The following is a 12,098-nucleotide window of genomic DNA, read 5'->3' on the forward strand; positions in this document are numbered from 1 at the left end:
ATGCAGTTTGCACTGGCGCTGCCGAACTCGTCATTCCGTCACGTGCTCCCATGAGCCAGGCATCGGCTCAAAAGCGTTTCCCTCTGCGACCGACACTTTGAATGCTCTCGTCCGGCTCGGCCGGAGGGCTGTCAGTGCGCGCATTCACCCCATCTCGCTGCGGCACGTCTTGCCGTTCGCGGGTCCGTAGGAGCGATGTACAGAGAGCTTTGCACACGTGTGCAAAGCTTGCAAGAGGTATTCTGGGCCGGAAATGGATGATCGGATCAGGCCAGATTGCGGACGGTCGACCGCTCGACGAGTTCGATGGGAAGGACCTCATGCACAAGATCCTTCCCTTTCCCGTGCATTTCCCGGTCAATAGCCGCCAGAACGGAGCCGGTCAGGTCGCTCATCGACTGCCTGACCGTCGTCAGGCGGTAAGGATCCCAGGCCGATTGCGGGATGTCATCGAATCCGATGACCGAGAGGTCCTCGGGGATACGCCGTCCCGTCCCGCGGGCGCCATCGAGGAAGCCGAGAGCCAGAAGATCGGTGACGCAGAAAACGCCATCAAGATCATGGGAGGCGAGAAGCTCTCTCCCCGCCACCAAGCCGGTCTCGTAGGTTGTCTCGCCCGAGGCCCAGGCGATGGGCTCGATCCCTTCTTCGCGAATACAGTCCATGAACGCGACGCGCCGTCGAATCTGGGTCGGCGTGCGGGCGCCGCTGCCGACGACGCCAATTCGCCGGCACCCGGCCGCAATGAGCCGCCGGGCTGCGATGTGGGCGCCGCCGATATCATCGCTAATGATGGTATCCGCTTCGATGTCGTCGTCCTGCCGGTTGACCAGGATCACCCGGACGCCATTGGCGACGCATTCGTCGATGATCGACGAGGGCGGCGAGCCCGACATTACCACGATGGCCCTGACGCGGAACTCCAGAATGAGTTCGATCAACGGTGCGATCCCCTGCTCGGCCTCGGCGGCGTTCAGAAGCAGGCATTGCAGCCCGCGCCTGAGAAGAGCACGGCTCAACTCGTCGAGTTGGCGGGCCATGAAAGGCAAGGAAAGATTGGCGCCAACGACGCCGACGAGGTTGGACTGGTCGCTGATGAGGCTGCTGGCCAGGCGATTGACCCGGTATCCCAGGGTCTTGGCGGCCTCCTGAACCCGATGCCTCACATCGGCCGAAACGCTGGCGCCGGGCGTAAAGGTGCGCGACACGGCCGACCGGGAAACGCCGGCGAGCTTGGCCACGTCTTCCGCCGTCACAAAATTGCGTGTCGCGCGGTCACGTTTCAGATGGTCCTCACGATCCGAAGACGTTGCCATAGGAGCTTGCTCCGCGTCCATTGATGCTCTGCGCGAGTTCGACGGGCTGTGTGCGGACAAGAGGAACCTGCCTCGAACTTGACTCAGGAAGTCTATGCACACGCGTTCAGCTTAAGCAAGCAGCGGGTGACGACTGTCTCGCACCCGAAAGTTCGTCGACCATGACCACAAGGGTGACGGCAAGCCAGTGACGTGGCCGGCGTTCTGAGTGAGATGGATTGAGAGCCTTATGCAGGAGCCGTCGTCAAGCCACACCCGGGAACGAGACCGCCTCCTCGAGGATCTGCTTCTCCAGGAAAAGGTCAGCCACGAGCCGGCGCAAGCGGGCGTTCTCCCGCCCCAGATCCTTCAGGCCGTTGGACTTCTCGATCTGACGGCCGCCCTACACCTTGCGCCGGGGCAAGGAGTTCTGCTCCGAGACAGCGGCGTCCTTGCAGGCGAGCGCGATGTCCTTGCCTTGGGCGAGTTGCACCTCGATCGGGCGCAGAGACAGGCTCTCGGGGCGCTCCGAAGGAGTTCTATTGGCGCTTGATGAGCTGAATGACTCTTCGGCTTTCCGGCTCTACGATCGCAATCTGGTCGCCGGCAATTACGTAATTGTAGCTCGTCACCGTCGGAACAGCGGTGGCGGCATCCTGGGGCAGCTCAAGGAGTTCGACCTCTGGCGGAATGACCATGCCGATCCGGAGGGGCTCCTTCAGATCGGCTTGCGGCAAGTCCGGAGAGGTCCTGACCTGGTCGAGGATCATCGTCTGCTTGTCTGGGGAGAGCTGGATTGGCTCGCCGGTCTCGACAGGGCTCCCTTGCGCCGACTGAGACAGCACAGGGGAGCCAAAGCCGACGGCGGTCATCCCGACCAGGAAAAAAGGCACTGTCGATCTCATCATCACCTCCTAGCGCTCGTGCGAAAAGTGGACCCGGTTTTTCGCCAGAGCGATGCGCTCATCTCAGAAGGGTGCATCGGACCTAAAAGTGGATTCCACTTCCCGCATCCGATGCTTTAGGCTGCCAGGGAACGGCGGGTGTGAGGCCCAGTTGCATATCCTCAGTCGCAGATCCTGATGCGCCGCTCGATCACCTCGCCCCACGGGTTTATCCGGCGCTTGATGATCAGGCGGCAATCCTCGCCGCCCCACCAGGGCCGGACCGCCACGGGATACCCCGGCCGATGCCATCGTGGTCCTGGCCGGCCATAAACCTGCTCTTCCTCGACATACCGCGGCCCGCGCTCGAACCGCTCCTCGCGAAAGCGCTCGCTGAACACAGGCGGCCGGACCTCATAGATCTCTCCCCGGCTCTCGGCCTCCGGTCCCTCGTAGGGCGCAATTCCGTAATCGGCTGCGTCGGCTATGGCGGGCAGGCACAGACCGGCCAGCACTCCCATAACAATTGCCGTGCGTGTTTGCATCGATCCCTCCATCCGGTCAGGTTGCACTCCGAGCCAACCATGACCAGCACAATGACGGAGACAGTGTGACCCTCGTCCGAATGTCTCCTTCAGCTGGGATTCATTTGCGTGAGAGCGGCCCATCGGGGCGATCAGATGCGGGCATGATGCTCAATTCGAGCCAGAATCGTGCTGGGGCCGGGAACTTTATGGGAAGCTTGGCGTTATGTGGGCTCGACCTGAGGCATCAGGCGTCGAGCCACAACGTAGAGCGGCTGCTCCGGCAGCCCATCAAGAACCTGCAAGGGCCTTCATGCACGCGTATCCTCAAACCACCCGGGGCGGAACATCGGGAGCCTTTAGCATCATCCTCGAGCGCCTTTACGCCATGGCGCGACAGACGGATCCCTCGCTCGGCGATCCCGCGGATCTGGAAGCCTCCCTCAGCGCCTTGCCCGCCGAGAACCGCGGTCAGGTCATGCTGGTGCTCGAGAGCGTCGAGAGCCGAGCGGAAGCGCGAGCCGACGGGGAGCTCGCAGAGGCTGCACGGATGGTCCGACATGCGGCCAAGCAGGTCTGGTCTCATGAGGGCTGTGGCAGCTTGCGCTGAGCCTTAGGCGGAGGATACCAAGGCGGGAGTTCAGACCACCTGAGGCCGCACGGGGCGTCTCCTCAAAGGCAATGTCCCGCCTGCCCCCTGAAGTCGGGCCGGCTTGCAGCATTGAAACCATGCTGCACAAGAGAGGTCCCTATGCCCCGTTTCATGATCACGCTCGCGGGACTGGCATGCAGCGCCATGCCGGCCAGTCCCCTTACGACGGAAACCTTGCTCGGGTTCGGCGACGAGCGTTTTACTCCCCGTCCCGATACCCCTCGATTAGAGCGATCTTGATTTCAACGGGATCCGCGAGAATGCTGTTAGGAGTAAGAGCCCGAAGATCCAAGGCGAATTCCTCGAGCCCGGTCAGGGTGGCGCCTTCGGTCAGGTTCCGTTCAGCTATGGGTAAAGCCTCCGTGAATTCCATCGCTACACGCTCCATGTGAATCAGTCAGGAGATGAATGCCCGAATAGGGCAATCATGCGCTCGCAGATGAGCCCTTCGGTGATATTTCGGTTATGCATCGGCAGTCGTAATCGACTGTCGATGCAACGCGACAGATGCAAGACTCCCGCGCATTCTGTTCGTGGCGAGAGATGCTTCGCTGATGAAGAGCAGTGAAGGCCGAATGCCCATGCATGGTGACGGAGTCCAAACAAGCACCGGCACAGACTATAGCTGCCCCTCGACGCGGCGCGGATGACAGCCGGATCGTGTCACAACGATCCAATCACATGGGAATGTTGGATCGAGAGGTTATCCCGATGGAAGGACGTCGCGTCTGCGCTGAGGAGCCGTACGCTGGGCGGGATGACGCACCGGGCGATCACTTCTTCCGGAGCCGATATAAAGGGGCTTCCGATAATGCCGGTATGCTCGAGAGTGTCGGCGGCTGGTCTTCGCCCCGATAACCCGCAGATCACGCCGCCGACTGCGGCTCTGACAGGGCCCCCGACAATGGCGCCCGCCATCGCACCAGCCCCAACGCCAACCATTGTGCGGTTCTATGCCATGGCGAAAGTTGGAAAGATCATGAGCATCGTTAGTGAAGCAAACGCGATGGTGGCCTACCGCACGCAATGAACCCCTTGTTTTTTAACGCCGAACCCAACCCCGAACGGAGTGCATGGTTCCGGCGCATCAAGCTGTCGAGTGGAATACTGACGTGACCGACTGACACCATGCGGCGTGGCTTCGTGTTCATCAGGGAGCTCAAAGCTCAAATCATCACGTCCCATGGGATCATGTCCCAGTCGACCAGAAGCGGCTATTTATCAATAGACCGAACGCAACATTGCACCAATCTAGTGCCGGACGGGACGCTCGGAGGTATTGGAGACTCAGGCCTGCCGTGCCCACCAGACACAAGCGTGCTGAAGGGTGTCGACGAAAGCCTTCGCATTCCAGCCCGTTCATAGCGAGCTTGTTGCTGGGAGCGGCAATTCGTCCGCAACCAAAATATTCAGAAGAGAATACCGAATGTGTACGCGTCGACAAAGCCAACATGCGCCATAGAGTTGCCGCATTCCTTAACCGAAACTTAAGTGGACTGGACAATAAATGGGGAAAGCGAATGGGCAGGCTGTTCACGACGCTCGGGATATCAGTTGTTGCGCTCGGGGCCTTGATGGGAAGCGTGCAGGCGAAAACCGTCTTCTACGAGATCAATGGCGAGCGGTATTCGTACGATACGGGCAACCGCAAGCAGGCAGCGGCAGCCCGCAAACAGATGGATGCCGCGAAGGCTGCTGAGGCCGCTCAAGCCAAGGCGGCAGCAGAACGTGCGAGCAATCCTTTGGTGTCGCTCTTCGGCTCGCAGATCCAACGGGAGGCTGCAGAGGCCCAGGCACAGCTCGAGAAGGTCTTCTCGGATCAGCAAGCTGCGGCTGCGAGCAAAGACCAACGCAATTCCCAAGCCGCCAAGGACGAGACCCTCGCAAGGGCCCCAAAGGACAATTCCAGCGAGCCGACGGGAGCGACCAGGGGCCAACAGAGTGTTGCCGCAGCAGCATCTCCACTAGCGGGACCAGTCGTTCGAGCCTCAGCTGAGACAGCTCGCACCGATAATGCCCCCGTTGCAGCGATCAAGTCGGTTTCCCTCGATGCCGAGACCGGAATTAAAACGATTATCAGGATGGACGGATCGATGCAGGAGGAGTTGTTCGACCCTGGCATTCTCTCCAGGCTCGATCCAGAGCAGCGCTCTGCGCACTCTGTCAGCAGCGTGGTTGGTACCGACCAGTCAGCGACGACCGCGCCGGAGGACACGACCGGATCCACGGGATTGCGGGGAGCGACGCTGGAGGCGCGTTCGCGCTCTGAGGGACGCGGTCCATCTCTGACCAACTAACGCATCGTGCAGACCCGGCGGGCCGCGCGAGCGACAAGTGAACCCGGTTTTCACAAACATGGCCCTTCGGGTCCGCTCAAACGATGCGCTCTTTTCAAGAAGAGAGCATTGGACCCAAAAGTGGAATCCACTTTTGGGTCCAATGCGCCAGCCTGATATTCGACTCAAGGGCCCGGCGGACGTGAACGGGTTCACCTCCGACTTATCGTCTCAGATCGCGAAGGGGCGTCGTGCGCTGCTGCATCAGTAACCGCGTCACCCGCGATCTATGAGCATGACCCGATCCGCCAATCCGGAAGTGGAGGATGGCTGAACATCAACCCTGCCGGAACGCAGTCTGATCGGGTCGCGTCCATCCTCGAGACAGCCTGGGAAGCGATAGACCCGGTCGTTTCCGGATCGGAGATGGTGTCGAATTTCTGGGACCAGAGGTGATGCTGCCATGATGTATCGAGGATAGCGTCCTCTGATCCTGCGCTCTCGGCCGCGGCGACGGAGAGGGTAAGTCCCGCCAGGAATATTGCTGTTGCAGGAAGAATTCTGATGCCTATCATCATAGTCTCCATCATTGGACCAGAGAATAATTCACCTCCATTCAACGGCGTTCCCATCGACAAGAGATATCTCCCGGTCGTGCCGCTTCCCCGCCCAGCAATCTGCCGTCGATGCCCATGCCGCACCGACGTGGAGCTGAGGCAACGCAAGCGTATCGACGAGCACCACCGGTCCAATATGCTCCCATACGGCCAGAGCATCGGACGTGAAAAGTGGAATCCACTTTTGGGATCAATTCGATGCTCCCTTCTTGGAAAGAGCGCATCGTTCTGGCGAAAAACCGGATCCACTTTTCGCTCGCGCGGCCCGCTGGGTCCGCACGATGCTCTAACGTTGCGCCAAAAGTCGTTACCGACGATCAGGTCCAATCCTCTTGGCCCGTGTCGCCGTTGGATGCAGTGGCCTCTCCTCGACGAGCACCGTGTCTTGAAGCGCATCGTCAGCCGAATGGCCCTGGAACGGCATGGCGGCCCATATCTTTGCAGCCTTCAGGTGAAAGAAATTGGCTGCCCGCTGAACCTCGGGATCGGGCGAGAAGGCTTGCAGGCTCTGGAGAGTCAAGATCAAGCGGCGGCGAAATGGCCACGGAAGAGCAGCGAGCGTATCGTCCACGGTCAGGCGCGCGACTCCCTTGACGTCAGCCTGGTCGGCAATGTCATCGATCAGGCTCTGGACCGCACTCAGGCTCGCAGGGGTGGGAACATCGTTCATTGAAACAAGACACGGGTACGCTGGGAACTGACTCGGCAACGGCCGCAGAACCGGATCGGTTCCTAGAACTCGGCTGTTAGGGAGAGCCTCACCCGGCGTAAAACCTCAGCAGGAGCTTAGCACAAAAGGCAAAACGGTTCGGCCAAGCCTGAAAAGCCAAGCTGATCTTGGAAAGGACCGGGCAGTTATCTCGTCGCGATCTGCTTTTAACCAGTCATTAACCATGTTTTTACATCCTCATGCCCGATGAAATTGGGAGATGCCATGACTGATGACAGACGGGATTTTGGAAAAGGACAACTTGGCAGAGCCGCTCAGGTCCGGATCGGCCGCAGGCTGCGACAGGTCTATCGTTCCTTTATTGGCGAGCCGATTCCGGACGACTGCGTTGATCTGCTGCTGGCCCTTCGCCGGAAGGAACGGGAGCACGGTCGGTCGCCATAGAGGTGCATCGGGCGCAGGAGCGGCCTGATCCGATCGAGAGTCGAGAGCCAAAGAACGCAACCGATCTGGTGCAGAACCGCAATGCTCGAAACAGCCCCGCTGAAACCAACCGTGCCAAGCACTGTTAGCTCCGCTGAGTGTTGTCCCATTCTGTAGGAGTAAGATCATGCGTAAACTGGCAGTTCTCTCGGCGGTAGCTCTGGTAGGGCTGGGTTCCATGGCGGCTACGACGGATGCGGAGGCGCGCTCGCGCCGCAATACCGGCGCAGTGGTCGCGGCAGGTGTAGCGGGCCTCGCCGTCGGTGGCTTGGTTGGCGCTGCCACCTCCAACGCCTATGCGGCTGCAGCCTATGGCTACAGCTATCCGGCCTATGGCTATGCGCCTGTGACCACGACCCGTGTGGTGCGGACCTACGATGACTACGACTATATCCCAGCCCCGGTTTATCGCACCACGCGGGTGGTCCGATACGCTGCACCGGCCACGTACGGCTATGCGCCGGTGCGGTATGGTTACCCCTGGGGCGGTTCCGCCTATGGCTACTATGGCTGGTAGAAGCGCAGTCATGCGTGCCGGATGGCAGCGGGCTGTCGGGCCGACAATGCCATCGACAGCCAAAAAGACAGCCGATCTCTTGCGAGGAATGCGGCGCTCATTTGCCTCCTCACTGTAGTCCGCGCGTGAGAAAGGCCCCATCACCGGGGCCTTTCTTTTTAAGAACGGCACCAAGATCTGCGTCAGAGCCGCGACGGCTGATTCCTTTTACAGTGCTACACTCCGCACGGAATCCCAGAACATTCCGCGGACCGCCGACAGGCGCTGAAGCAGATCATCGATGGGGGCGTCACGTTAACGGAGATCGGGCGCATTGAGGCAATCGAGGTCGCCTGACGGGCTGACGCGCATCTGCAGGCTGCAGCCTCCCACGCGGCTATGGCGGTGAAGCGGTGAAGATGGGGGCAAGGGCGGAGCAGCGGGAACGTGGCGGAACGAAGAGGTTGCCGACAGCAGAGAACACGCTGACAAATCTCCGCAGGCCTCCCGGCGATCGACAGCCCTGCATCGCCCGCTCTCGCTTTCGCAACGGGACATGCGAATTCCCGGCCCTGTTATTCAGGCCCGTTAGCGACCAGTGATCGCCCCTTGGCATGACCTCCCGCTTGGCGGCTCCGTAAGCGGCGAGTTTATCGGTGATGATGCGCTTGGGGGCCAGGCCCTGATCCTTCAGCAGGCGCCGCAGCAAGCGCTTAGCCGCCTTGGTGTCGCGGCGTGTCTGGACGATCGCGTCGAGTACAGAGCCATCCTGATCTCCTCGATCAGCCGCAACCTTAGAGGAAAGCGAAAATACAACCAGGCCGCATAGGCAATGATCCGGGGTGGGAACCGATCGACGCCACTGATCGGCACGGATTTTGCCGTATGCTTTGAGAAGGAACCTCTTGCATAAATATATGTCTCCGTATACGAACAGGTATATCGGCGTGTCGATGGCGAGGAGGAGCTCTTTAGGGGCTCACCAAGAGAAGCTCGTTTTACCCTTCCCGCTTTCGGCCCCGATTGGAATCGGTCGTGACACTAGACTGCTGGAGCAACACAAGCAGTCCAGTCCGGCACCTATTGGGACATCAAGGAGAAATACATGTACTATTTCGGTTACTGCACCTGGCTCGACGATCCCGAGCTGCGCCGTTTTATGCCCCAAGCCGAGCTAGTGACGAAGGGCTATGCAACCAACCATAAGCTCCGGTTCCACGCCGCAGCGGATAGGACAGACCGTGGTTGGTGCCACCTATCGGACACCCCAGACGCTTACGGCAATCGCGCGCTCGGCGTCGTGTTCAAGCACGATCCGAAGCACTTCGAAGAAGACTATGACGACTTCGAGCGCTGTCTGCTGACCATCTACGGCGATGATGGTAAAATGTACGACTGCTGGACCTATCGTCTGATTACCCCTGGTATCGCCATGCGGCCACCGAACTTCTATTGGGAACACATCCCGGCTGGCCTGAAGCAGTGGGATTTCCCTGAGGAGTACATCCAGGAGGTTCTCAAGACCTACGAGGAAGCCGCAGAGTGCCCGCGAGCTGACCGCCCGAACCCGTCCGCGATCCCGGGCAAGTCAGCGGCTTCCCGCTAAGCCAATCTGCTCAAGAGACAACCAGAGGGAAATCACAATGTCCGAACGAGTAGTTTCGCGCACGGTTCTCGGAGCCGTTCTGGGGTGCGCCGCCTTCCTGTCGGCAACAACAATGGCGTCTGCGCAAGCGCAATCCGACACCCAAAGCCTCGTGCCTAAGTCAATTCGTGATCGTGGGACCATCCGAGTGGGGTCGCAACAGACCTTCCCGCCCGTAGAGTTCCGGGAGCCCGGAAAAAACGAGGTGGTCGGCGTCAGCGCTGACCTCCTGCACGAAATCGCCAGACGTCTCAACCTCAAGATCGAGTATGTTCATGGTGAGTACGCCGCTCTGATTCCCGGTATTGACGCAGAGCGATTTGACGTTGCGTCCGGCGGCATCAGCGATACGGAAGAACGTGAGCAGGTCCTCGACTTCATCAATTACATGATGTCCGGCGGCAGCATCCTCGTTCGCTCCGAGAATGCCTCCCAATACAAGGCGATTGACGACTTCTGCGGTAAATCGGTCGCAACTCTTCTCGGCAGCCGGGTCATCATGGCGGCTGTCGAAAGCGCATCGAAGAAGTGCACGGACGGCGGAAAGCAGCCTATTCAGGCCGCACAGCTTCCTAATGCACCGGATGCCCGCATGCAGCTCGACCTCAAGCGGGTTGAGGGGTATTTGGGCGACTTTCCGGCGCTTGTCTACATGTCCACCCAGTTTCCGGGTCGCTACGCGATTGCCGGTGGCAACTACATCCTGACTCCTTATGTTACATCATGGGGATTCAGCAAAAAGAATACCCAATTACGTGATGCCATGCACAAGGCGGCTCAAAGCATGCTTGAGGATGGCACCTATAAAAAGATCCTTGCCAAATGGGGTGTCGACGGGGCGGCCCTGCCGTCCATCAGCATCAATCTTCCGTCGAGCAAGAGGAGCTCGTAGCGTGATCAGTGAGGCGCTCACGGAAGGCCAAAACCTTCGGATCGTTCACCGCCGGAACTGGGGGGCGTGGCTCCTCGGTTCCGCCACCCTCCTGATCGTGGCGGTGATCATCCTCGCCGCGATCCGAGCTCAGATCATGGATCTGACGGTGTTTGCAGAGTATCTGTTCAACGGGCAGATCCTCATCGGCGCCTGGAATGCCCTTGTTCTCGGCACACTGGCGTTGTTGATTGCAGGTGTGATCGGATTGATTGCCGCTCTGATGCGCGTGAGCGGCAATCCCATTCTTGTCTCTGTATCGGCGGCTTACGTTTACCTGTTCCGTGGCACGCCAATGCTGATCCAGCTTCTGTTCTGGTTCAACGCCCTGCCGACGATGTTCTCCCGTGTCTACATCGCGCTCCCATTCATGGATGCGCCCCTGGTCGATCTGCCAATGACGGCAGTGGTCACGCCATTTGTGGCAGCCCTGTTCGGGCTAAGCCTGGCCGAAGGCGCCTACATGTCGGAAGTCATCCGCGGCGGCATCCTGGCTGTTGATCAGGGTCAGCGGGCAGCGGCCCGAGCGATCGGGATGACCGGCACTCAAGTACTTCGCCATGTAGTGATCCCCCAGGCAGGGCGCATCATCATCCCGGCGACAGGCAACCAGTATATCATGCTGCTAAAGTCAACGTCTCTGGCATCGACCATCGGCTATCTGGAGATCTTGCGGATCGCAACTGACGTCTACTCAGCGAATTTCCGCGTGGTTGAACTTCTGGCTGTGGCAGCCTTCTGGTATCTGGTGCTGACGGCGTTCGCGACCGGCATCCAGACCACCCTCGAAAAACTCTTCCCACAGAGGTAATGCCATGTATCAAAACCCTGGTGCGTCGGCGGTAATTGCAGCAAACGTCTCGAAGTCCTTCGGGGTGGTGCCGGTACTCAACAATGTTTCCTTCAGCGTCAAGACCGGTGAGGTCATTGCGCTCCTTGGGCCGTCCGGCGCTGGCAAATCAACGCTGCTGCGCTGCATCAATCATCTAGAGAAAATCAACAGTGGCAGGATTTTCGTCAACGGTGAGCTGATCGGCTACGAGGAGCGTGCCGGCGTTCTTTATGAGTTGCCCGATGCGCGGATCAGCGCACAGCGTACCGCAGTCGGCATGGTCTTCCAGAGCTTCAACCTGTTCAAGCATATGACGGTCTTACAGAACGTGATGTCAGGACCTATTCACGTGCTGAAGCGGCCGAAGCAGGAAGCGGAGGCATTGGCGTTTACCCTGCTGGAAAAGGTCGGGTTGCCCGACAAGGCGAATGCCTATCCGTCCCAATTGTCAGGCGGTCAGCAGCAGCGGATTGCAATTGCCCGCGCCTTGGCCATGAAGCCCCGGGTGATGCTGTTGGACGAACCGACCAGCGCTCTTGATCCGGAACTTTCACAGGAGGTCATCGCCACGATTAGGAATCTTGCTGAGCAAGGCCAAACCATGCTGATCGCAACGCATGAGATGGAAATCGCCCGCGAGTTTTCAGATCGGATCATCTTCATGGTCAAAGGCGAGATCGTCGAGGATGTCCCAGCTAAAACCTTCTTCACCTCGCCGCAACATGAGCGCAGCCGCCAGTTTGTTGCCCGTCATGCAAGCTGAAGTGATAATAGAAAGATTGGGGACACAATT

General features: G+C 59.5%; 13 protein-coding genes and 2 pseudogenes. 9 read left to right on the forward strand and 6 right to left on the reverse strand.

The annotated features are described in order from the left end of the window. Positions 1 to 266 precede the first annotated feature (266 nt). The 4 genes and pseudogenes from AB8841_RS05175 to AB8841_RS05190 all read right to left on the reverse strand — a co-directional run bounded on the left by AB8841_RS05175 (position 267) and on the right by AB8841_RS05190 (position 2,724). Positions 267 to 1,316, reverse strand: a complete 1,050-nt coding sequence (locus AB8841_RS05175) for a LacI family DNA-binding transcriptional regulator (RefSeq protein WP_370434767.1) — start codon at positions 1,314 to 1,316, stop codon at positions 267 to 269. A gap of 262 nt (positions 1,317 to 1,578) precedes the next feature. After that, a pseudogene (locus AB8841_RS05180) lies at positions 1,579 to 1,809 on the reverse strand (IS3 family transposase); the annotation flags it as partial. A 25-nt stretch (positions 1,810 to 1,834) separates the two neighbouring features. Beyond that, positions 1,835 to 2,203: a DUF1236 domain-containing protein gene (locus AB8841_RS05185; RefSeq protein ID WP_370434768.1), complete on the reverse strand. Its 369-nt coding sequence runs from the start codon at positions 2,201 to 2,203 to the stop codon at positions 1,835 to 1,837. A gap of 158 nt (positions 2,204 to 2,361) precedes the next feature. Further along, positions 2,362 to 2,724, reverse strand: a complete 363-nt coding sequence (locus tag AB8841_RS05190; protein ID WP_370434769.1) for a hypothetical protein — start codon at positions 2,722 to 2,724, stop codon at positions 2,362 to 2,364. Positions 2,725 to 3,016: 292 nt separating this feature from the next. On the opposite strand from AB8841_RS05190, the gene AB8841_RS05195 reads away from it, so the two are divergent. Continuing rightward, positions 3,017 to 3,313 carry a hypothetical protein gene (locus AB8841_RS05195; protein ID WP_370434770.1) on the forward strand — a complete coding sequence of 99 codons (297 nt, stop codon included), beginning with the start codon at positions 3,017 to 3,019 and terminating at the stop codon, positions 3,311 to 3,313. Positions 3,314 to 3,554: 241 nt separating this feature from the next. Here AB8841_RS05195 and AB8841_RS05200 read toward each other — a convergent pair whose 3' ends face one another. Continuing rightward, the gene (locus AB8841_RS05200) at positions 3,555 to 3,728 is read right to left on the reverse strand and encodes a hypothetical protein (RefSeq protein WP_370434771.1); all 174 of its coding nucleotides are present in this window, start codon (positions 3,726 to 3,728) and stop codon (positions 3,555 to 3,557) included. A gap of 1,147 nt (positions 3,729 to 4,875) precedes the next feature. Here AB8841_RS05200 and AB8841_RS05205 point away from each other — a divergent pair. From AB8841_RS05205 to AB8841_RS05220, 4 genes are all read left to right on the forward strand, one after another. Further along, positions 4,876 to 5,652: a hypothetical protein gene (locus tag AB8841_RS05205; protein ID WP_370434772.1), complete on the forward strand. Its 777-nt coding sequence runs from the start codon at positions 4,876 to 4,878 to the stop codon at positions 5,650 to 5,652. 981 nt (positions 5,653 to 6,633) lie between these two features. After that, positions 6,634 to 6,921 carry a hypothetical protein gene (locus AB8841_RS05210; RefSeq protein ID WP_370434773.1) on the forward strand — a complete coding sequence of 96 codons (288 nt, stop codon included), beginning with the start codon at positions 6,634 to 6,636 and terminating at the stop codon, positions 6,919 to 6,921. Positions 6,922 to 7,182: 261 nt separating this feature from the next. After that, entirely contained in the window at positions 7,183 to 7,362 is a 180-nt protein-coding gene (locus AB8841_RS05215; protein WP_370434774.1) for a NepR family anti-sigma factor, read from the forward strand. A 166-nt stretch (positions 7,363 to 7,528) separates the two neighbouring features. Next, positions 7,529 to 7,918 carry a hypothetical protein gene (locus AB8841_RS05220; RefSeq protein ID WP_370434775.1) on the forward strand — a complete coding sequence of 130 codons (390 nt, stop codon included), beginning with the start codon at positions 7,529 to 7,531 and terminating at the stop codon, positions 7,916 to 7,918. A 362-nt stretch (positions 7,919 to 8,280) separates the two neighbouring features. On the opposite strand, the pseudogene AB8841_RS05225 reads toward AB8841_RS05220, so the two are convergent. Further along, positions 8,281 to 8,812, reverse strand: a pseudogene (locus AB8841_RS05225) (transposase); the annotation flags it as partial. A gap of 190 nt (positions 8,813 to 9,002) precedes the next feature. On the opposite strand from AB8841_RS05225, the gene AB8841_RS05230 reads away from it, so the two are divergent. The 4 genes from AB8841_RS05230 to AB8841_RS05245 are packed head-to-tail and all read left to right on the forward strand — an operon-like array spanning position 9,003 to position 12,068. Continuing rightward, complete coding sequence (locus AB8841_RS05230; RefSeq protein ID WP_370434776.1) at positions 9,003 to 9,503, forward strand: gamma-glutamylcyclotransferase family protein; 501 nt, start codon at positions 9,003 to 9,005, stop codon at positions 9,501 to 9,503. Positions 9,504 to 9,540: 37 nt separating this feature from the next. Then, entirely contained in the window at positions 9,541 to 10,434 is an 894-nt protein-coding gene (locus AB8841_RS05235; RefSeq protein ID WP_370434777.1) for an ABC transporter substrate-binding protein, read from the forward strand. Between the two features lies 1 nt (position 10,435). Further along, positions 10,436 to 11,284, forward strand: a complete 849-nt coding sequence (locus tag AB8841_RS05240; protein ID WP_370434778.1) for an amino acid ABC transporter permease — start codon at positions 10,436 to 10,438, stop codon at positions 11,282 to 11,284. 4 nt (positions 11,285 to 11,288) lie between these two features. Continuing rightward, on the forward strand, positions 11,289 to 12,068 hold the full coding sequence (locus AB8841_RS05245; protein WP_370434779.1) for an amino acid ABC transporter ATP-binding protein: 780 nt from the start codon (positions 11,289 to 11,291) through the stop codon (positions 12,066 to 12,068). The last annotated feature ends 30 nt before the right edge of the window (positions 12,069 to 12,098 follow it).

The organism is Microvirga sp. TS319, from assembly GCF_041276405.1.
Lineage (GTDB): Bacteria > Pseudomonadota > Alphaproteobacteria > Rhizobiales > Beijerinckiaceae > Microvirga.